This is a genomic window from Caulobacter sp. AVps16 (assembly GCF_058681455.1).
In genome coordinates this window covers 1,501,700-1,522,826 of record NZ_CM178739.1, presented here as the reverse complement: position 1 = coordinate 1,522,826, position 21,127 = coordinate 1,501,700, and the positions used below count along the sequence as shown (strand labels likewise).

The window sequence follows — 21,127 nt, the reverse complement described above, 5'->3', positions numbered from 1 at the left end:
GCTAATCTTACAGCGGTAATTCATTTGGAGACTTCCATGCGCCTCATTGCCCTGTCAGCTGCCGCAACGTTCCCATTGGCCACGCCGGCACTGGCCGCTCCCGCAGCCGAACACCTGACCCTGGTCGAGGTCTTCGGTCATGCCGCCCTGCCCGTCCAACTGATCATGCTGCTGCTGGTGGCCTCCACCCTTTGCGCTCCGGTCCTGCTGAGCCTTGGCCGGTCCGCAGCCCTGTCCGCCCTCGCCAGGGGCGCGCCGTTGCTCGCCGGCGCCGCCAGCCTGTTTACCCTGCTCGCCGGAGCTGTCGGTATCGCCAATAGTCCGGCGGTTCCCAGCCTGACGGTACTGGCCCCGGGCTTTGCGGAAATGCTGCTCCTGCTGGTCCTGGGCCTGCTGGCCACCTTCTCGGCGGTCGTCTGTCGCGAGTTGGCCACGGAGCCTCCACGGGGCCTGCCCTCTTCCGACTAGTCACCGTCATGGCGCGGGGTCGTTCGGTCCCGGTCTCGCGCCCCTCACACCTGCGGCGAATCCGCCGCACCTGGTGAGAATTGCCGCCTCGCCCTTGCAATCCCGACTGTTTTAGCCTCCTTAAGCGGCCCATCGGACCTCTTTTCGCCCGCGCCTCATCGGCAAGGCGGCCAAAAAGGTCTATATTTCAGAAGATAAGACCAAGAACACGGTCCATTTGGGGGTCGTATTTGGTCGTGGCGCGGGCCGCACGTGTGTGTGTGCCGTCCGCTTGAACCGAATTGGACCTATATGCCCTTCCCCGCCTCCCACCCCGCTCTTGAGCGGGCTCTTGCTGCTCAGGGTTATGCTGAGCCCACCCCCGTCCAGGCCGCCGTGCTGGAAGCCGATGCCGACGGCCGCGACCTGCTGGTCAGCGCCCAGACCGGCTCCGGCAAGACCGTCGCCTTCGGCCTGGCCGCCGCACCCACCCTGCTCGGCGACGCCGAAGTGCTGGGCAAGGCCGGCGCGCCCATGTGCCTGGTCATCGCCCCCACACGCGAACTGGCCATCCAGGTCAATCGCGAGCTGGCCTGGCTCTATGCCGAAGCCAAGGCCGTGGTCGTCAACTGCGTCGGCGGCATGGATGCACGCCGTGAGCAACGCGCCCTGAATTTCGGGGCCCACATCGTGGTCGGCACGCCTGGCCGCCTGCGGGACCATATCGAGCGGGGCCACCTGGACCTGTCGGAGCTGAAGGTCGCCGTCCTCGACGAGGCCGACGAGATGCTAGACATGGGCTTCCGCGAAGACCTCGAGTTCATCCTCGACGCCGCACCCAAGGAACGCCGCACCCTGCTGTTCTCGGCAACCCTGGCACGCGAGATCGTGCAGCTGGCCAAGAGCTATCAGAACGACGCCCTGCGCATCGACACCGTCGGCCGCAATGAACCGCACCGCGACATCGAGTATCGCGCCGTGCGGGTTGCCCCCAACGAGATCGAGCACGCGATCGTCAACCTGCTTCGCTATTTCGAAAGCCCCGGCGCCCTGGTGTTCTGCAACACCCGCGAAAGCGTCCGCGCCATGCACAGCAAGCTGCGCGAGCGCGGCTTCGCCGTGGTCGGCCTGTCGGGCGAGCTGTCGCAACGTGAACGCGCCGACGCCCTGCAGGCCCTGCGCGATGGTCACGCCCGCGTCTGCGTCGCCACCGACGTCGCCGCGCGCGGTCTGGACCTTCCCGATCTGGGCCTGGTCATCCACGCTGAACTGCCGGTCAACAAGGCCACCCTGCTTCACCGTTCGGGCCGCACCGGCCGGGCCGGCAAGAAGGGCGTTTCGGCCCTGGTCGTGCCCTATACCCGCCGTCGCAAGGCCGAGCAGCTGCTGATGGCCGCCGGCGTCGAAGGCCACTGGGGCGGTGCCCCGACCGCCGACGAGATCCGCATCAAGGACACCGAGCGTCTGCTCGACGATCCGATCTTCGACGAGGCCGTGGTCGAGGAAGACACCGCCCTGGCCGAGGCCATGCTGGCCAAGCGTACGCCGCTTGAGATCGCCGCCGCCCTGATCCGCACTCGCCGCGCCAAGCTGCCGGCGCCGGAAGAGATCTATGATGACCCGCGCCACGGCGCCGATCCGGGCCCGCGCAGCCGCGAGCCCCGCGAGTTCGGCCAGGACCGCGACTTCGGTGGCGACCGTCCCGAACGCGAGCCACGGACTGATATGAACGGTGCCGAATGGTTCCGCCTCAATACCGGCCGTCGCAACAACGCGGACCCCAAGTGGCTGATCCCGCTGATCTGCCGTCTGGGCCACGTGACCAAAAAGGACATCGGTTCAATCCGGATCTTCGACTACGACACCAAGTTCGAGATCTCGGCCGAGGCTGCGGTGAAGTTCGGCGCGGCGGTGCAGGCCACCGTCCGTGACGACGTCGCCATCACTCCGACCGCAGCTCCGGCCGCTCGCGATGCCGGTCCGCGCAAGGAATATGCGCCGCGTCCGCCCCGCGACGACGCCGCGCCGCGTGAGTTCAAGCCACGTCCGCCTCGCGATGAAGCGCCGCGTTCGCCGCGTGCCAACGCTCCGGGCTCGCGCGATCACACTCCGCGCCCTTCGACCTATAGCGATGACGGCTTCAGCACCGCCAAGCCTTACGGCAAGGGCGAAGAGCCGAAGGGCGACTACAAGGCTCGCCCCCCTCGCGATCGCGACAATGCCGCGCCGCGAGAGTTCAAGCCCCGTGCAGAATTCAAGCGCGACGCTGCCCCACGCGACTTCAAGCCCCGCGCGCCCCGGGATGACGCGCCGCGTCCGTACTCGCCGGCCGACAGCGAAGGCGGTGCAAAGCGCGCCTACAAGCCGCGCGCCGAAGGCCGGGATGATGCTCCCAAGCGGGACTTCAAGCCCCGTGCAGGCGCTGCGCCCAAGGCGTTCGGCGAGAAGGCCTCCGGCCCGCAGACGACCTATTCGCCCAAGCCGCGCGGCGAGGGTCCCGCCAAGCCGTTCAAGGGCCCCAAGCCCTTCAAGGCCAAGGGTTTCGACGGCGGCAAGCCGGCGGGTAAGCCGTTCAAAAAGAAGTAGCTATGGATTGAAAATCCTCCCCCTAGCGGGGGAGGTGTCCGCGAAGCGGACGGAGGGGGAAGTTCTGTTGGCGCATTGCCGGCCACCCCCTCCGGCCCTTTCGGGCCGCCACCCCCTTCAGGGGGAGGACTTGCGCTTCTCGCGCTAAACCGCCTGGCCGGCGCTCCAGCCCGAGGCCCAGGCCCACTGGAAATTGAAGCCACCCAGCCAGCCGGTGACGTCTACAACCTCACCGATGAAATAGAGGCCAGGGACGTCCTTTACCTGCATGGTCCGCGAGTCCAGATCATTGGTGTCCACGCCGCCTAGCGTCACTTCCGCCGTGCGATAGCCCTCAGAGCCAACGGGCTTAAAGGTCCAGGCATTCACGGCAGCCGCCAGCCTGCCGAGCACCTTGTCGGAACAGTCCGCGATATTGCCCTGGGCACCTTCGTCGTCGGAGACGATCTGGGCCACCCGTTGCGGCAGGAAGCTCGCCATCACCGTCGACACCGCCCGCTTCGGCGTCGCGGTGCGCGCCGCCTTCAGGGCCGCCAGGGCGTCAACGCCGGGGGCCATGTCGACCCGGATCTCGTCGCCTTCCCGCCAGTAGGACGAAATCTGCAGGATCGACGGACCGGACAGCCCCCTGTGGGTGAACAGCATGCCTTCCTGGAACTTCGTCTTGCCGTGGGCCACGACGGCGTCGAGCGCCACGCCTGACAGGGGAACCAGACGCTCCAGGGCCCGGACCTCGAACGTCAGGGGCACAAGGGCCGGTCGGGTCTCGACGAGGCCGACCCCGAACTGCCTGGCGATCTCGTAGCCGAAGCCCGTCGCGCCCATCTTCGGGATGGACTTGCCGCCACAGGCCACGACCAGTGACTGACAGCGGACATTGGCCCCGCTGGACAGGGCCAGTTCGAAACCCCCGTCGATCCTGGCGATACGGTCGACGCCGGTCTCCAGCCGCAGCTCGCAGCGGGCGGCCTCCATCTCGGTCAGCAGCATGGTGACGATCTGCTTGGCCGAGCCGTCGCAGAAGAGCTGGCCCAGGGTCTTTTCGTGAAAGGCGATGGCGTGCTTCTGGACCAAGCTGATGAAGTCTTTCGGGGTGTACCGACGCAGGGCCGAGACGCAGAACTTCGGATTGGCCGACAGGAAGTTGGCCGGGGCGGTGTGGATATTGGTGAAATTGCAGCGTCCACCGCCGCTGATGCGGATCTTCTCGCCAGGAGCCTTGGCGTGATCGACCACCAGCACCGAGCGGCCACGCTTGCCCGCCTCGATCGCGCACATCATGCCGGCCGCGCCGGCCCCGATCACCAAGACATCGAACTGTTCCATCGCGTTCTTCCATAGGACGCGCTCTGCGAAGTCAATCATGCCCTTGAACCGGTGCCCGCCAGCCGCTACGACGCACGCCCCCCGCATCCGCAGATTGGCCCCGCCCATGACGTCCGTCGTCCCGCCGACGATCGGCATCGATTTTGGCACCACCAATACCGTCGTCTCGATGACGTACGGCGATGGCCCTGCACGCCTGGTCCGTTTTCCGACCACCGAGGGCGACCTGTTTGCCTTCCGGTCGGCCCTGAGCTTCCACAATCTCCAGGGACAGGGCGGCGAGGCCAACGAGCGGGTGGTCGAGGCCGGCCCCTGGGCGATCGAGGCCTATCTCGAGGATCCGCTGGAAACGCGGTTCATCCAGTCGTTCAAGAGCTTTGCGGCCAGCGCTGCCTTCACCGAGACCCGCATCCTCAACAAGCGCTACCTGTTCGAGGACCTGCTGGCCGCCTTTCTGTTGAAGGTGCGCGAGCATGCGGGCGAGGCCATGGCCGACCTGCCGCCCCGGGTTATCGTCGGACGACCGGTCACCTTTGCAGGCGGAAATCCTGATGAGGCCCTGGCCCTGCAGCGCTACGAGGCGGCCTTTGCGCGGCTGGGCTTCACTGACATCCGCTATGCCTATGAGCCCGTCGGCGCGGCCTTCTTTTTCGCTCGCCAGTTGAAACAGGACGCCACTGTGCTGGTCGCCGACTTCGGCGGCGGCACCAGCGACTTTTCTCTTGTCCGGTTCGAGCGCGAGTCCGACGGCACCCTACGCTCGACGCCACTCAGCCATTCCGGCGTCGGCGTGGCCGGCGACGCCTTCGACTACCGCATCATCGACCAGCTGGTTTCGCCGGCCCTGGGCAAGGGCTCACTCTATCGCGCCTTCGATAACCGCCTGCCGATCCCGCAGCGCTACTATACGGCCTTCGCCCGCTGGGATCAGCTGGCCCTGCTGCGGGCCTCGCGCGACATGCGCGACATCCGCTCCCTTGAAAAGACCGCCCTGGAGCCGGAAAAGATCAGTCGCCTGATCGAGGTGCTGGACGACAATCACGGCTACGCCCTCTACCGCGCTGTGTCGGGCCTGAAGGAAGCGCTTTCGGCCCATGACCGCGCGACCTTTCGCTTCGAGGCTGGCTCGATCCTGATCGAACAGGAGGTCGAGCGGGCAAGCTTCGAGGGCTGGATCGCCCCGGAACTGACGGCCATCGAAACCGCGGTGGACCAGGCCCTGGCCCGGGCCAATCTGCCGCCCCAGCAGGTCGACCGCGTCTTCCTGACCGGCGGCAGCTCGTTCGTGCCCGCCGTGCGCGAGATCTTCTATCGTCGCTTTGCAGCCGACCGGATCGAAAGCGGCGGCGAATTTGAGTCCATCGCTTCGGGCCTGGCCCTGATCGGCCGCGAAACCGACCTCGGCCTTTGGACCATGCAGGCCGCCGTCCACTCCGCTGCCTGATCTGCAGGGCCAAGGCCTCCGCCCCACTGCTCTACTTTGTCGCGTGGACCGAATCTCGCATTCGACCTAGCGTGAAGGTTAATCTTCTCGAAAGGCGAGCCGCGTCGCCGCAGCGACAGGCCTGCGACTTCGGTCAGGACGAACCCTTTGCCGATCTCCTACCTCTCGGCCGCGCAGATCGCAGCGCTCCCGACGACGATCATCGATGATCTGTCGACGACGAAGCTCGCGACGCTCAGCAGCACCCAGGTTGGGGCTATCAACGCCAGCGGCGTCGCCGTGCTCGATGCGACCCAGGTCGATGCCCTGTCGTCCACACAGGTCAAAGGCCTTTCGGCCAGCCAGATCCCCAGTTTCGGCGCGGGCGTAGCCTTCAATGCCGACCAGCTCGCGGCATTCAGTGGTGAACTGGTCGGAGCCATGACCTCGACCCAGTTGGCCGGGCTCGATGCGGCAAAGCTGGATGTCCTGACCTCAACCCAGATCGGCGCGCTCTCGGCCACGCGCTTCTCCGGACTGAACGCCACCCAGATCGCCTCGCTCGAGGTCACCCAGCTGACCGGCCTGACGGCCAGCCAGATGGCCGGCCTGTCGACGACCGATATTGGCGAGCTGGCTGCCAGCCAGATTGGCGGACTCGCGGCCAGCCAGATCGGGGCCCTGGAGGCAGCGGCCATCGCCGCCTTTGCCGCCGCCCAGCTGGCCGGCCTGTCGACCACCCAGATCGGCGGCATGACCGCCAGCCAGATCGGCGCCCTGAGCGCCACCCAGATGGATGTGCTGACGACCAGCCAGATCAGCGCCCTATCCTCCGCCCAGGTCGCCGGTCTGAGCGGAACCCAGGTCGCGAGCCTGTCGGACACCAAGGTCGGGGTCATGACCGCGACCCAGCTCAGCGGCCTGAATGCCACTGGTCTTTCGGCCCTGACCGCCACCCAGGTGGCCGGGTTCAGTGCTACCCAGATCAGCGGCCTGACGACCACCCAGATCGCAAGCCTTAGCACCACTGATTTTGCGGAGCTGACGACGACCCAGGTGGGCGGGCTGACGGCCTCGCAGCTCGGCGCGCTGTCGACCACCAATCTCAATGCTCTGACCAGCACCCAGATCGGGGCGCTGACCAGCACCCAGTTCGCCGGACTGACGGCGATCCAGATGGGCGGTCTTGGCACAAGCGACTTTGCGGAACTTTCGACGACGCAAATCGCCAATCTGACCGCCAGTCAGCTGGGCGGCATTTCAAGCAGCAATTTTTCTGGCCTGAACGCCACCGAGGTCCGGGGTCTTTCGACGACGCAGCTGGGCGGCCTGACGGCAAGTCAGCTGGGAGGCCTGAAGGTCACCGACATTGGCGAGTTCTCGGCCACCCAGATCGGAGGCCTGACAGCCTCGCAAATGGGTGCCCTGTCCGTGACCAGTCTGGCGGCGCTGGATACCACCCAGATCGGGGCGATCAGTCCTACGGCCATGCGCGGCCTCACGGCCTATCAGGTGCGTAGCCTGACCCTCGACGACTTCAACGGCCTGAACGGGACGCAGATCGGGGCCCTTAGCGCCGCCCAGGTCTCGGCCCTGTCGACCACCGTGATCGACGGCATGACCACGACCCAGATCAGCTATCTGACGCCGGACCAGATCCCTGGTCTGACCAGCACCCAGTTGGAATGGCTGTCGACAACCAGCATTGCCGCCATGAGCCCGCTCCAGGTGGGTGCCTTTACGCCAGACCAGCTGGATTACCTTTAGACTCGCCACCTCTTCCCCCCAGGGCCGAGGTGAGAAAGACCGTGAGGGCTTCGACGCGCGCCGGTCTGGGACCGCCAGGCGGCATGACCAGGTGAAGCGCGATGGGAGGCGGTGTCCAGTCCGGCATCACCGCCTCAAGCCGGCCATCGGCCAAGGCCGCGCGCGCGATGAAATCCGGAAGAACCGCCAGGCCCAGTCCCGCGAGCAGGGCGGGTAGAAGCGCGTCAGCATTGTTGACCCTGAGGGGGCCGGCCGGGCGAACGGACGCCTCCTGCCCTGCCCCATTGACGAACCGCCAGGTGTCAGGAGTCGGAAGATAGGCATAGCCCAGGCAGCAGTGCTCGGCGAGATGCCCGGGATGGCTTGGCCGCCCCCTCCGCGCCAGATAGCTCGGCGCGGCCACGACGAGGCGTTTCACCGGCCGCAAACGCCGGGCCACCATGGAAGAATCTGGCAGATCCGCGATCCGCAAGGCCGCATCGAAGCCCATGCCGATCAGGTCGACCATGGCGTCGCTGAGATGCAGGTCGACGGAAACCTCCGGATAGGCGGTCAGAAACTGCGGCAGGACCGGTGCCACCTCGGCAAGGCCGAATGACATGGGTACGGCCAGCCGCACGAGGCCTCGCGGCGCAGCCGACTGGGCCAGGGCGGCATTCTCAGCCGCTTCGCCCTGGAGCAGGACCCGGGTCGCCGGCTCGACCAGACCCTGACCTGCATCCGTCAGGGCCAGGCGGCGTGAGGTGCGATTGAACAAGCGGGCACCCAGCCGCGTTTCCAGACGGGTGACCGCTTTCGAGACCGTCGCCTTCGACAGGCCCAGGTCCTCAGCGGCCCCGGCAAAGGACCGCAGTTCCACCACCTTGGCAAAGATCGCCAAGCCTTCGAGGTCAGGCAGCTTGCTCATTTTGGAAACAATGGATTTCAATAGTTTCTATTTCGATCGCGATCCTGATCGCTATCTTCACCTCAAGCAAGGGGTGTCGATGGCGACACCCCGAGGTTCACAGAGGTTCAAGGTCATGATCGATCGCAGACCCTTCGACAGGCTTGGCGGAGCCGACCACGGCTGGCTCAAGGCCAAGCACCATTTTTCGTTCGCCAGCTATTACGACCCCCGCAACATGAACTGGGGGGCCCTGCGAGTGTGGAACGATGACGAAATCGCCCCCAACACCGGCTTCCCGCCCCATCCCCACGCCGACATGGAAATCATCACCTATGTCCGGAGCGGTGCGATCACCCACCAGGATAACCTTGGCAATAAGGGCCGCACCGAAGCAGGCGACGTTCAGGTCATGAGCGCCGGCACGGGGATCCGTCACTCCGAGTACAATCTGGAGAGCGACACCACCCGCATCTTCCAGATCTGGATCGAGCCCAACCGCACCGGCGGGGCCCCCTCCTGGGGGGCCAAGCCCTTCCCCAAGGGTGAGCGTTCCGGCCGGTTCGTGACTCTGGCCAGCGGGTTTGCCGAAGACAGCGACGTCCTGCCGATCCGCACGGATGCCAGGGTCCTCGGCGCGACCCTGAAAGCCGGCGAGAGCACGACCTACGACCTGGGCAAGACGCGTCATGCCTATCTGGTGCCGGCGGTCGGTTCGGTCGAGGTCAACGGCGTGCGGCTGGACGCCCGTGACGGTGCCGCCATCACCGGTGAGGACGCTATCACCGTCACCGCCCTGGACGATGCTGAACTGGTTCTGGTCGACGCCGCCTAGGGCGTCGCTTGCCTTCAATCCCAGGGCGAGACGGAACGCAAGGTTTCCCTCGCCCATTCCTCCCTCACCTTCCCCCCCAAGGAGGCCATCATGGCCAAGGTTCTGGTGCTCTACTATTCGTCCTACGGCCATATCGAAACCATGGCCCGGGCCGTGGCCGACGGGGCCCGCGAGGCCGGCGCAACGGTCGATATCAAGCGCGTGCCCGAAACCGCTCCGCTGGCGGTGGCTCAAAACGCCCACTTCAAGCTCGACCAGGACGCGCCGATCGCCACGGTCGCCGAGCTGGCGGACTATGACGCCATCATTATCGGGACTGGCACGCGCTTTGGCCGGATGTCATCTCAGATGGCGGCCTTCCTGGATCAGGCCGGTGGCCTTTGGGCCCGCGGTGCCCTTAACGGCAAGGTCGGTGGCGCCTTCACCTCGACGGCGACGCAGCATGGCGGTCAGGAAACCACCCTGTTCTCGATCCTCACCAACCTGCTGCACTTTGGCATGGTGATCGTGGGGCTCGACTATGGCTTTGCCGGCCAGATGACCCTCGACGAAGTCACCGGCGGCAGCCCCTACGGTGCCACGACCATCGCCGGCGGCGACGGCGCGCGTCAGCCCAGCGACAACGAGCTGGCCGGTGCCCGCTATCAGGGCCGCAGGATTGCCGAGACCGCGATCAAGCTGCACGGCTAGGCCGCGCCGCTTGCCCCTCCCCGCTGCCTGGCAGCCCGGAGGGGCAAGACCCTAGTGCGCCGGATCGAAGTCCGGGGCCTGGGCCTGGACATAGGACTCCCATTCGGCCCGCGAGTGGAAGTCGAGGCCTTTGTCCCAGGCCGCGCCCATATAGTAGACGAACGGCTTGCCGGGCTGGACCCGGATCAGGACCAGATAGTTGTCAAAGTCCTGCCGGACCTCAACGACCGTGGCCGGGTCGACCATAAGGGCGACACCCATCGTGCCCTTGTCGGGATCGGTCGGCTGCCAGTAGGACACGCGCCCCGGGGCCAGGTCCTTGACGAAGACGCCACTGCCGGTAGGTCCCTTGCGCTTTGCGATCCCTATGCCCACCACCAGCGGCTCAGCGGTATCCGAGCTGATGGTCGAGACCATCCGCGTGAAATTGGTTCCCATCGGCAGGGTGAAGGTCCGGGTCTCCCAGACCTTGCGGCCCACATCGACCGGCCATGGCGCATAGTCCACCTTGAACGCGGCGGTATCCGGCCCGTCCTTGAGGATCGCGTAGGACTTCCAGTTTCGCGATACCCACAGCTTGTTGTCCGCCCAGACGCCCAGGCCACCCGCCCCGCGCGAGGTGTCGACATTGTAGAAGTCCAGACCCTCTCCGTGGAAATCGTGCTGCTGGCCGGTCTTCAGCTGACGCGCCATGAAGGGCCAGCGCACGAACTTGCCCCAGGCGTCGATGCCGGAGGTCGATGGCGGCTCATAGGCCTGCAGGGCGGGACCATAGATGCGGTGGGCCGTACGGTCGTTCTCCCAGAGAATGTCGTCAAAGCGATAGGGGGCATAGACGACCGTCGCGCGAGGTTTCTGGCCCTCAGTGTCCGGCTTCTCCATCTTGGAGATCAGTTTCGGCGGGACCGGCACGCTCTGGGCTGCCGCCGCCAGCGGCAGTGCCAGCAGCCCGACCATCATCATACAGAGAGGTCTCGACATTTTTTGCTCCTTGAGCGGCGGGCGCGGGGTCATTGGACGTGATCGGCAAATCGCGCCAGCGCCGCCCTGGCACACTGATCGGCGATGTCATGGGGCGCGTCGGCGACAGCCAGGCCGCCCACCAGTCGGTCACCGACATGCAGGGGCAGAGAGCCGCCGTGCGCATTGAACCGCTCTGGCTCAGCGGCGATGCGGGCGCCAAAGGCCGGGTCTGTCTTTTCGCGCGGTTCCATCACGCTGCCGGGTGCGTCGAAAAAGGCGGCAGTTGCCGCCTTGCGCGGCGCGGCCACCGGCGGCTTGGGACTATCGGGGTGGCGAAGGATCACCAGGGCGACTCCTTTGGCGTCGGCCACGCTGGCGCTGGCGGGGTAGCCACGGGTCGCACAGATCTCGAGGGCCGCTTGAGCCAGATCGATCGCCAAAGGGAGGCTCAGGTCGGACGCCATCGGCTTTGCTACCGGTGTCATCGCGAGGGCGACTCCGAACGCGAACATGGCCAACATTACGCTTCCTCCCAGAAGTCTTACGGTCTGGATGCGCGAGTCCGCGCCGGATCGCCAGCAAAAAGGTTTGGAGCCGCCGCGGAGTCGTCCTGTAACGCGGCGGCTCCTCGTCCTTAGCGGCCGGCGACGATGGCCACGGTGATCGTCGAACCATTGGGGCCAGGAGCGGTCCAGCTATCGCCGACCTTCTTCTCGGCCGTCGGGCTGCAATTGGCCGCCATGCCGGCGGGCGGGGCCGGCTCGGTCTGGCTGAAGCAGGTGTTGCCGCCTTCGATCTTCCAGGTGCCCTTGGACGAGGCACCATCGGGAGTCTTGGTCACATAGGTCCCGTTGGCGTCAATGTGCATCTTGGCCACTGCGCCATTGGGATAGGTGATCGTGACGGTGTTTCCGTAGGCGCTGGCCATCGGATCGGCCAGGGCAGTGCCGCTGATCCCCAGGGCCAGAACGGCCGCCATCATCAAGGTCCGCATAGGTGTTTCTCCCACTGTGCATGCCCCGTCTGCGCGGGGATGCCGGAGCTTAACCATGACGCGCGGCAAATCGATAACAATGTTCGAAAACGACAAAGGGGCGGCCGCCTTTTCGACGACCGCCCCTGATTGCCCAGCCTTTAGAAGCCTATTTGTTGGCCAGGGCCGCCTGGGCGGCCGCAAGACGGGCGATCGGCACGCGATAGGGCGAGCACGACACATAATCGAGGCCAACGCTTTCGCAGAAGGTGATCGAGGCGGGGTCACCGCCGTGTTCTCCGCAGATGCCCAGCTTGACGTCCGGACGGGCCGCGCGGCCGCGTTCGGCAGCGATGCGGATCAGGTCGCCGACGCCTTCCTGGTCGAGGCTGACGAAGGGGTCCTTGTCGAAAATGCCCTTATCGATATAGGCGCCCAGGAACTTGCCGGCATCGTCGCGGCTGATGCCGAAAGTGGTCTGGGTCAGGTCGTTGGTGCCGAAGCTGAAGAACTCGGCATTGGCGGCCAGATCGCCGGCCCGCAGGGCGGCGCGGGGCAGCTCGATCATGGTGCCGACCGTGTACTCGATCGCGATGCCCTGCTCTTCCAGCACCGCCTTGGCCGTGCGGTCGGTCAGGTCGCGCAGGTACTTCATCTCTTCGCCCTTGGCGACCAGCGGGTGCATGATCTCGGGGATCGGAGCCGCCTTGCCGGACTTGACGATGTCGCAGGCCGCCTCGATGATGGCCCGGACCTGCATTTCGTAGATCTCGGGATAGGAGACGCCCAGGCGGCAGCCGCGATGGCCCAGCATGGGGTTGGTCTCATGCAGTTCCTTGGCGCGTCGCAGCAGCTTGCCGGCATCCAGGCCGGTGGCCTGCGCCACGGCGGCGACGTCTTCCTCGGTGTGCGGCAGGAACTCGTGCAGCGGCGGATCCAGCAGGCGGATCGTGACCGGCAGGCCCTCCATGATCGTGAACAGCTCGACGAAGTCCGCCTTCTGGAAAGGCGCGATCTTGGCCAGGGCCGCGCGGCGGCCCTTCTCGTCGTCGGCCAGGATCATTTCGCGCACGGCGGCGATCCGGGTGTCGTCGAAGAACATGTGCTCGGTACGGCAGAGACCGATGCCCTCCGCCCCGAAACCCCGGGCGGTCTTGGCGTCCAGCGGCGTCTCGGCATTGGCCCGGACCTTCAGGCGACGGACCTCGTCGGCCCAGCCCATCAGGGTGGCGAAGTCGCCGGTCAGTTCCGGTTCGATCATCTTGGGCGAGCCCATCAGGATCTCGCCGGTCGAGCCGTCGATGGTGATGATCTCGCCGGCCTTGAACTCACGACCGCGAACCCTGAACAGGCCTTCCTTGGGGAAGATCGACACGTCACCGGCCCCTGAAACGCAGGGCCGACCCATGCCGCGCGCCACAACGGCCGCGTGGCTGGTCATGCCGCCGCGGGCGGTGATGATGCCCCGCGCCGCATGCATGCCGTGAATGTCTTCCGGGCTGGTTTCTTCGCGCACCAGGATCACGGCTTCGCCGGCGGCAGAGGCCTTTTCGGCGGCGTCGCTGTCGAAGACGATCTTGCCGGTGGCCGCGCCGGGCGAGGCCGGCAGGCCGGTGGCGATCACGTCCCGCTGGGCCGAAGGATCGATGGTCGGGTGCAGCAACTGGTCGAGAGACGCCGGTTCAACCCGGTTGATTGCCTCGGTCTTGGAGATCACGCCCTCGGCAGCCATGTCGACGGCGATCTTCAGAGCCGCCTTGGCCGTGCGTTTGCCGTTGCGGGTCTGCAGCATGTAGAGCGTCCCCTGCTCTACCGTGAACTCGATGTCCTGCATGTCGCGATAGTGACGCTCGAGCGTCTCGACCACTGACTTGAACTGGGCGAACACCACCGGCATCGCCTCTTCCATCGACGGCACCGTGTCGCCCATCTCTTCGCGGGCGATCTTGGTCAGGGACTGCGGCGTGCGGATGCCCGCGACCACGTCCTCGCCCTGGGCATTGATCAGGAACTCGCCATAGAGGCGGTTGTCGCCATTGGAGGGATTGCGGGTAAAGGCGACACCGGTCGCCGAGGTCTCACCCATATTGCCGAACACCATCGACTGGATGTTCACGGCCGTACCCCAGGCTTCGGGGATGTCGTGCATGCGGCGATAGAACTTGGCCCGGTCGTTCATCCAGCTGGCGAAGACGGCACCGACGGCACCCCACAGCTGCTCCTGGGCATCCTGCGGGAACGGACGCCCCAGTTGCTCCAATACGGCGGCCTTGTAGTCCTTGATCACCCCGGCCCAGTCGTCAGCCGAAAGGCCGGTATCGACATGGATGTCCAGGCGATCCTTGTGATCGTCGAGGATCTCTTCGAACATGTGGTGCTCCAGATCGAGCACGACGTTCGAGTACATCTGGATGAAGCGGCGATAGCTGTCATAGGCAAAGCGGCGGTCGCCCGACAGGCGGGCCAGGCCTTCGACGGTCTCGTCGTTGAGGCCCAGGTTCAGGACGGTGTCCATCATGCCCGGCATCGAGGCCCGGGCGCCAGAGCGCACCGAAACCAGCAGAGGATTGGCGACATTGCCAAACAGCTTGCCGGTGATCTTCTCGATCGTGGCGAGGCCGTCGGAGACCTGCTGCGCCAGCTCGGCCGGATACTGCTTGCCGTTGGCATAGTAGTGCACGCAGGCCTCGGTCGTGACCGTGAAGCCAGGCGGCACGGGCAGGCCCAGGGACGACATCTCGGCCAGGTTGGCACCCTTGCCCCCCAGCAGATTCTTCATCGAGGCGTCGCCATCAGCGCCGCCCCCTCCGAACGAATAGACCCAACGTGACTTGGTCAGCGTCTCAACCGGCATAATCGAATTCACCCTGCGATAAGTGAAACAGGCCGCGACCTTCTGGGTGGTCGTCTTGCCTTGGGACATTGCGTGCAATGGTGATCCCGCACTGCAATATCCGGGGCGTTCACTAGCACTTTGGTCAAGAACGCGTCCACCGGCGCTTTGCGTTCCGGGATAAACTCCCGAAATTCGGCAAATATTTCCAATGACAACGTTGTCTTGACTGAGATTTCACGGAACGCGACGGAATCGTGATCCGGGAAACTCTCTCCGCATCCGAATAAATCCCGTCCTCCCGCGCATTTTCGGGAGGACGGTGAACTTTAACCCGCAACCAGCGAGAAGTCCGCGACCTGACCCATGGCGTCGCGCACGGCGGCCAGGGTCTTGAGTCGGTTGTCGCGCTCGGCGGCGACCTCGGAATTGACGAACACGCCGTCCAGGAAGGCGTCGACCGGACCCCGCAGGCCGGCCAGTTCGGTCATGGCCGCCGTGAAGTCTTCCCGGGCCAGGGCCTCGGCCAGGGGCTTTTCCAGCAGGCGCAGGGCATCATGCAACTGCACTTCCGGCGCCGAGGCGTCGTCCAGCAGGCCGCGTTCGCCCTCGGCCTTCCAGCCCTTCTTCTCCTCGGCCTTGAGGATGTTGGAGGCGCGCTTGTAGCCGGCCATCAGGGTCTTGCCGTCGTCGGTCTTCAGGAAGGCGTCCAGCGCCTCGACCCGGGCGACAATGCGCACGAGGTCGTCGTCGCCCAGAGCGAACACGGCGTCGACGAGGTCGTGGCGCTTGCCCTGGTCCTTCAGCGCAACCTTCAGACGGTCGGCGAAGAAGGCCAGAAGATCTACCTGGCCAAATTTCGCCAGCGACAGACGTAGGTTATTCTCCAGGATCGTCCGGATAACCCCCAACGCCGCCCGACGCAGCGCGTAGGGGTCCTTCGACCCCGTCGGCTTCTCGTCGATCGCGAAGAACCCGACCAGCGTGTCCAGCTTGTCGGCCAGGGCCACCGCCACGCTCAGAGGTGCGGTCGGGACGGCGTCGGCCGGGCCCTGCGGCTTGTAGTGGTCACGGATGGCGTCGGCGATCTCGGGGTCCATCTGGCCTTCGCGGGCGTAGTAGCCGCCCATCAGGCCCTGGAGTTCGGGGAACTCGCCGACCATCAGCGAGCTCAGATCTGCCTTGGCCAGGCGCGCGGCGGTGCCCGCTTTTTCCACATCGGCGCCGACCAGCGGCGCGATCTCGCGGGCCAGGGCCTCGATGCGCTTCACCCGCTCGGCCATGGTCCCGAGCTTGGCGTGGAAGGTGACGCCGTTCAGCTTCTCGAGCCATTCCTCGAAATTGCCGGCCTTGCGGTCCTCGTCCCAGAAGAAGCGGGCGTCGGACAGGCGGGCCGACAGCACCTTGGCATTGCCGGCGGCGATGACCTTGCCGCCGTCAGCGGCGGCGATATTGGCGATGGTGATGAAGTGCGGGGCCAGACCCTCACGGGCCGGATCGCGGACGGCGAAATACTTCTGGTGCGTCCGCATCGAGGTGCGGATCGCCTCGGCCGGCAGGTCCAGGAACGACGGATCCATGTCGCCCAGCACCGGCGTGGGCCATTCGGCCAGACCCGCGACCTCTTCCAGCAGGCCCAGGTCCTCGACCAGTTCCAGATTGCGGGCAAAGCACAGGGTCTTGCAGCCCTCGAGGATACGCGCCTTGCGCTCCTCGACGTCCAGCACGACGAAGTGGTCGTTCAGGCCCTTGGCGTATTCGTCGAAGTCGCGAACCCGGAACGGCTGGGCGTCGCCCATGAACCGGTGACCTTCGGAGATATCGCCGCTCTCGATGCCCTCGATGCTGAACGGCACGACCTCGCGGTCGAAGACGCACAGGATGCGCTTCAGCGGTCGCACCCAGCGCAGCTTGCAGGTGCCCCAGGTCATCGACTTGGGCCAGGCGAAGCCGCGCACGATGGCCTCGACCATCTCGGCGATGATTTCGGTCGTCGGGCGGCCGGTCTTCTCGATGAAGGCCATATAGACGCCGTCGCGTTCGACCAGCTGGTCCTGGGTCAGGCCCGCCTTGCGCAGGAAGCCTTCCATGGCCTGCGGCGGCGCGCCGACGCGCGGCCCCTTCAGCTCTTCCTTGCGGTCGGCCTGGGCGATCGGCAGGCCCTCGACCACCAGGGTCAGGCGGCGCGGACCGGCGAAGGTCTTCAGGGCCTCGGGCAGGAAGCCGGCGGCGGCCAGATGCTCGCGCGCCATGCGTTCCAGATCGCGCGCCGCATTGGCCTGCATGCGCGCCGGGATTTCTTCAGAGAACAGTTCGAGGAGAAGTTGGGGCATGTGACTTACGCGGCTTCCTGCTGCTTCACCCACTCAGAGGCGCACAACTTACAAAGGTCGCGGATGCGTCCGATGTAGCTGGCGCGCTCGGCGACGGCGATCGCGCCGCGGGCGTTCATCAGGTTGAAAAGGTGGCTGGCCTTGAGGACCATGTCGTAGGCGGGCAGGACAAGCGCCTTGCCCTGGTATTCCCGGGCCAGCATCAGCGGAACCTGACGCTCCATGTCCTCGAACTGGCCTTTCAGCACGGCCACGTCATAGCCGTGGAAATTGGCTTCCGAGTGCTGGCGCTCGTTCTCCAGGAACACGTCGCCATAGGTCATGGCCCCCAGCGGCGAGTCCGGGTCGTTGAACGGCAGATCATAGACGTTGTCGACGCCGAACACGTACATCGCCAGACGTTCCAGGCCATAGGTCAGCTCGCCGGCCACCGGCGAGACGTCCAGGCCACCGACCTGCTGGAAGTAGGTGTACTGGCTGACTTCCATGCCGTCGCACCAGACTTCCCAGCCCAGGCCCCAGGCACCGACGGTGGGGTTTTCCCAGTCGTCCTCGACGAAGCGGATGTCGTGCAGGCGCAGGTCCAGGCCGATGGCTTCCAGCGACCCCAGATAAAGGTCCTGCATGTTGGCCGGGTTGGGCTTCAGGATCACCTGGTACTGGTAATAGTGCTGCAGGCGGTTTGGGTTCTCGCCATAGCGGCCATCGCCTGGACGGCGCGAGGGCTGCACATAGGCGGCGTTCCAGGGCTTGGGACCGAGGGCCCGCAGCACCGTGGCCGGATGCAGGGTCCCTGCCCCCACCTCGATGTCGTGCGGCTGCAGGATCGCGCAGCCATGTTCGCTCCAATAGTTATGGAGCGTCAGGATCAGGGCTTGAAACGAGGTGGGCTTGGGGCGCGACATCAGTGTCCGAACAGGGCCAGAAAAAAGTCGGCGGACCATAGGTCCAGCGATGGATTGCGTTAAGGGATTAATTTGGCTCAGCCATTTGGAACCTTGCTAGATCGAGCCCTAAAGAACACCCTAAAAGTTGGCGCTGGAAAGGAACGAACAGCAAGCTGCCAGGCCGCTTTCCAAGCCTCCAACCAGGATGGATGCACTGAATTTCGGGGGCCTGACTACACCGTCCCCAACCTCCGTCCAACAGCCCCGTGATGCCTTTCTTGTGTTGCCGGGCCAAGCAGCACAGCCAACTGCCGCCCTGCTTGCGATGAAGCCACCCCCAGGGCGTATCGACTGAGCTCTACGGCAACTGGAAAAGGTAGGGCCTCGAAACAGGTTCTGGGGCGTTCGGGAGGCGGACTGACCACCAAGATCCGCGTGACAACGGCGCCCCTGCAAATGGGGATGGCCAGATTGTTCCGGACGTCGGACCATCCCGGCCCCTGCGGCGTAAGTTTCTGAAACGACTTCTCCGGTGTTCAACCGCATGATTTTCAAATTCGCCCCGATTGCGGCCTTCTTGATGCTGGCGGGACTCGCGGGCGCGCCGAGGGCCGCGCCAAGATGCGACGCGATCGCCAAACTGCATCATTCGATGTTTCAACAGATTGATCCGGCCACCGTCGAGGCTGCTCGCAAGCGCCTTAAGGCCGGAAGTGAGCCCGATCTCGGCGACGCTGATGTCGTGATCCGCTTCTTTGCTCCGCCAGGGTTCGGCGGGGACATTTCGACCTGGACGACGGCGCGGCGTGTTAACGGCACCTGGCATTTTGTGCGGGACGATTATTCCAGAATCCCGCATCCGCCGCCGCCACCGCCAGCGGACCTTACGGAGCCGATTTGGGACATGAGGCGGGGGGGTGGTCGGCCACAATTTCATCGCCTGCAGGGCCGGCTGGAGCCTGGTCTCGCCGCCGTGCTTGAAGCCGCGCTGGGTGACCCTTGCCTGTCCCGGGAACCTGACCTTGGACCTGCAGTGCTGCGACTTCGGAGCGGCAAGAAAGAACCCTGTTTCGACGGTGCGCCATTCTACCTGCAGATAGAAACGGCGCAGGGTGTCCGGACCATGGTCCACATCTGCCAGACACGCTGGCTGGCGGGATCCATCATGCGGGCGCTTGAGGTCCCGAAGGGGGTGCCGGACGAGGTCACGCGTTCAACCGAGTTTTCGCCGCCGGAATACTTCGATGAAGCCGGCCAGAGGGTCACAGATCCGTCCCAGATCCGGACGACGCCATTGCGCCTAAGGGTTTCAGGGGATTATGCCGGGCGGGCGATGACAATCATGATCGCAGAAAGACGGTTGTACGAGAGCGCCACTGACGCGAAGCCGACCTCGTCTGGCTGGTTACTCTATCCCCCCATCAATCCACCGCCGGGATCGATGCTGGTCACTATCGAAGGCTGCGATGCGCCGGCCGCCCTGGATGTCCCGGACGCTGACGCCATGATCGCCATCAACCAGTGCCGAGTAGAGTTGAACCGTGATGCCCAGCCTTGATCCATTCCCTGTCACCGGTCGGTGGTCCTCGGCCCTGACGCGGATTTGTCTCTCCACGGTGTTGGCCGTTCTCGTCGTCGGCCTGGGCGGCGCCCGAACCGGGGCTGAAGCGGCCACGCTGGAGCCGATGACCCTGCCCGGGATGTGCCTTTCCATGAGCGGTGAGGACGGCCAAGCGGAAAGCCGGGAATGCGACGGCGGTCCGACACAGGACCTGATCTTCCCGATGGGGACTGGCCCCATCGGGCATGCCGGTCGATGCCTCGCCCCGCGCGACGGCGGGCTCTATCCCGAACTGTTCGCGACGGACTGCAACGGCTCGCCCGGACAGACCTGGTCCATGGCCCCCGGTGGTGAAGTCCGCAACGCCGCCGGCCAGTGTCTGGCCGTGCTCGGGCTTTCCAGCCGTTCGGGTGAACGGATCTATGCCGGTTCCTGCTCCACCGTGTCGGGTCCGCAGCGCTGGCGCAAACAGGTCTCACCACCGCCATATCGCAACGCCGTCGGAGGTCTGGAAACCGCCGGACACAGCGGGGAGTGCCTAGCCTGGATCGAGGCTGGATCCTTTATCGGACTGGCCGCATGTGATGACAGCGCAAGTCAGCGATTCAGCCGTCGTCAGGACAGCTTCGGCCATTGGCGAAGCAAGGGCGGATGCCTGACAGGGTCGGGTCTCGGTGAGGTCCTGACGATCGGGGCATGCGGATCCGGTAGAGCGATGATGTGGCTGTTCAGGCCGGACGGTCGGCTTGTGGACGGCTTTGGGCAGTGCGCTGAAGCGCGTGACGAGCACGGGCGCATCGTCGTTCGCATGACCGCCTGCGGCACCGACCCCCGACAGGCCTGGTCACTCCGGACCAGCGGGTGATGGCATCAACCGGGATGTGACTCACCGGCTACCGCTGTTGGCCCTTTTGGACCTGAGGACGGCGACTGATCCAGTGATCGGCGAACAGGGATCCTACCGGGTCAGTCCCGGCGGCTACGAGGGAACCAGGATGCGCTTGCGTCGTCCAGCCAGTCCTGTAGGCCATCGGGGGCATTTGAGCGACACCAGGTTCCTTCTGGCGCATCATAGTTGGGTGGCCAGTAGGCGAAAGGCAGTCGATAACTCCCGCCCGCCTGATAGCCCGCATCGCTGATACTTACGATCAACAGCTTGTCGCGTGGCTCGACGATCTGGTTCACCGTCTGCACATAGTAGTTGGAGCCGGCGGGCAGGCCCTGTGGCTTCGGACGGATACAAAACGGTGTGTCCGTCAGGTTCTCGATGTAGATAACGACCGCCCACCCGTCACCGCCGTTGACCGTCGCATGCGCCGCGCTCTGCCGAAGGCCTCGGAATTCGCCATCCGAGGATGCAGCGTACCACATATTGGTGTCGATTGAGAAACCGCTGGTTGTACCCCTGTCGGCCATCCCCTTCCGGATCGCGTCGGCAGCGACGTTTTGGGCGGAGGCTGCCGAGGCGGCGGCCAGCGCCAGGCCGAGGCCGGTGACAGCCAGTCGGAGACAGTTGAACGATTTCACCGGAGAGTCCTTGTCCTTCCTGCGTGCCGTTTGGCTATGGCGGTGGTTCCACCAGTCCGGAGCGGCCGGCGCGGTGAGGCCCCAGTGTCG

Annotated in this window: 16 protein-coding genes and 1 pseudogene; 8 read left to right on the top strand and 9 right to left on the bottom strand. The window is 65.4% G+C overall.

Features of this window, described 5'->3' with window-relative positions; translation table 11 throughout:
- The first annotated feature begins 36 nt into the window (after positions 1-36).
- Complete coding sequence (locus tag ACW17U_RS07425; protein ID WP_492055412.1) at positions 37-468, top strand: hypothetical protein; 432 nt, start codon at positions 37-39, stop codon at positions 466-468.
- Positions 469-759: 291 nt separating this feature from the next.
- Positions 760-3,033, top strand: a complete 2,274-nt coding sequence (locus ACW17U_RS07420) for a DEAD/DEAH box helicase (RefSeq protein ID WP_492055411.1) — start codon at positions 760-762, stop codon at positions 3,031-3,033.
- Positions 3,034-3,177: 144 nt separating this feature from the next.
- Here ACW17U_RS07420 and ACW17U_RS07415 read toward each other — a convergent pair whose 3' ends face one another.
- Entirely contained in the window at positions 3,178-4,359 is a 1,182-nt protein-coding gene (locus ACW17U_RS07415) for a BaiN/RdsA family NAD(P)/FAD-dependent oxidoreductase (RefSeq protein WP_492055410.1), read from the bottom strand.
- Between the two features lie 106 nt (positions 4,360-4,465).
- Here ACW17U_RS07415 and ACW17U_RS07410 point away from each other — a divergent pair, with 106 nt between their 5' ends.
- Complete coding sequence (locus tag ACW17U_RS07410) at positions 4,466-5,803, top strand: Hsp70 family protein (RefSeq protein WP_492055409.1); 1,338 nt, start codon at positions 4,466-4,468, stop codon at positions 5,801-5,803.
- 147 nt (positions 5,804-5,950) lie between these two features.
- Positions 5,951-7,549 (top strand): autotransporter outer membrane beta-barrel domain-containing protein, encoded by a 1,599-nt coding sequence (locus ACW17U_RS07405; protein WP_492055408.1) that lies wholly within the window; start codon positions 5,951-5,953, stop codon positions 7,547-7,549.
- Here the strand turns inward: ACW17U_RS07405 and ACW17U_RS07400 are convergent.
- Positions 7,521-8,456 carry a LysR family transcriptional regulator gene (locus tag ACW17U_RS07400; protein ID WP_492055407.1) on the bottom strand — a complete coding sequence of 312 codons (936 nt, stop codon included), beginning with the start codon at positions 8,454-8,456 and terminating at the stop codon, positions 7,521-7,523. The two genes, ACW17U_RS07405 and ACW17U_RS07400, sit on opposite strands and share 29 nt — an antisense overlap.
- 115 nt (positions 8,457-8,571) lie before the next feature.
- Here ACW17U_RS07400 and ACW17U_RS07395 point away from each other — a divergent pair, with 115 nt between their 5' ends.
- Together ACW17U_RS07395 and wrbA are read left to right on the top strand one after the other, a co-directional pair.
- A complete protein-coding gene (locus ACW17U_RS07395) occupies positions 8,572-9,270 on the top strand; it encodes a pirin family protein (protein ID WP_492055406.1) in 699 nt (232 codons plus the stop codon).
- Between the two features lie 90 nt (positions 9,271-9,360).
- On the top strand, positions 9,361-9,960 hold the full coding sequence (wrbA, locus tag ACW17U_RS07390; RefSeq protein WP_492055405.1) for an NAD(P)H:quinone oxidoreductase: 600 nt from the start codon (positions 9,361-9,363) through the stop codon (positions 9,958-9,960).
- A gap of 51 nt (positions 9,961-10,011) precedes the next feature.
- Here wrbA and ACW17U_RS07385 read toward each other — a convergent pair whose 3' ends face one another.
- The 6 genes and pseudogenes from ACW17U_RS07385 to ACW17U_RS07360 all read right to left on the bottom strand — a co-directional run bounded on the left by ACW17U_RS07385 (position 10,012) and on the right by ACW17U_RS07360 (position 17,967).
- Complete coding sequence (locus ACW17U_RS07385) at positions 10,012-10,941, bottom strand: DUF4861 family protein (RefSeq protein ID WP_492055404.1); 930 nt, start codon at positions 10,939-10,941, stop codon at positions 10,012-10,014.
- 29 nt (positions 10,942-10,970) lie between these two features.
- A complete protein-coding gene (locus ACW17U_RS07380) occupies positions 10,971-11,408 on the bottom strand; it encodes a heme-binding protein (RefSeq protein WP_492055403.1) in 438 nt (145 codons plus the stop codon).
- Positions 11,409-11,560: 152 nt separating this feature from the next.
- Positions 11,561-11,902: pseudogene (locus ACW17U_RS07375) on the bottom strand (hypothetical protein); the annotation flags it as partial.
- Positions 11,903-12,065: 163 nt separating this feature from the next.
- Complete coding sequence (ppdK, locus tag ACW17U_RS07370; protein WP_492055402.1) at positions 12,066-14,750, bottom strand: pyruvate, phosphate dikinase; 2,685 nt, start codon at positions 14,748-14,750, stop codon at positions 12,066-12,068.
- Positions 14,751-15,058: 308 nt separating this feature from the next.
- Positions 15,059-17,062 carry a glycine--tRNA ligase subunit beta gene (gene glyS, locus ACW17U_RS07365; protein ID WP_492055401.1) on the bottom strand — a complete coding sequence of 668 codons (2,004 nt, stop codon included), beginning with the start codon at positions 17,060-17,062 and terminating at the stop codon, positions 15,059-15,061.
- Positions 17,063-17,067: 5 nt separating this feature from the next.
- Positions 17,068-17,967, bottom strand: a complete 900-nt coding sequence (locus ACW17U_RS07360; RefSeq protein ID WP_492055400.1) for a glycine--tRNA ligase subunit alpha — start codon at positions 17,965-17,967, stop codon at positions 17,068-17,070.
- Between the two features lie 514 nt (positions 17,968-18,481).
- On the opposite strand from ACW17U_RS07360, the gene ACW17U_RS07355 reads away from it, so the two are divergent.
- The gene (locus tag ACW17U_RS07355; protein ID WP_492055399.1) at positions 18,482-19,507 is read left to right on the top strand and encodes a hypothetical protein; all 1,026 of its coding nucleotides are present in this window, start codon (positions 18,482-18,484) and stop codon (positions 19,505-19,507) included.
- Positions 19,508-19,565: 58 nt separating this feature from the next.
- The gene (locus tag ACW17U_RS07350) at positions 19,566-20,375 is read left to right on the top strand and encodes a ricin-type beta-trefoil lectin domain protein (RefSeq protein WP_492055398.1); all 810 of its coding nucleotides are present in this window, start codon (positions 19,566-19,568) and stop codon (positions 20,373-20,375) included.
- 101 nt (positions 20,376-20,476) lie between these two features.
- On the opposite strand, the gene ACW17U_RS07345 is transcribed toward ACW17U_RS07350, so the two are convergent.
- Positions 20,477-21,037, bottom strand: coding sequence for a hypothetical protein (locus tag ACW17U_RS07345; protein ID WP_492055397.1), 561 nt, complete (start codon positions 21,035-21,037; stop codon positions 20,477-20,479).
- Positions 21,038-21,127 lie beyond the last annotated feature (90 nt).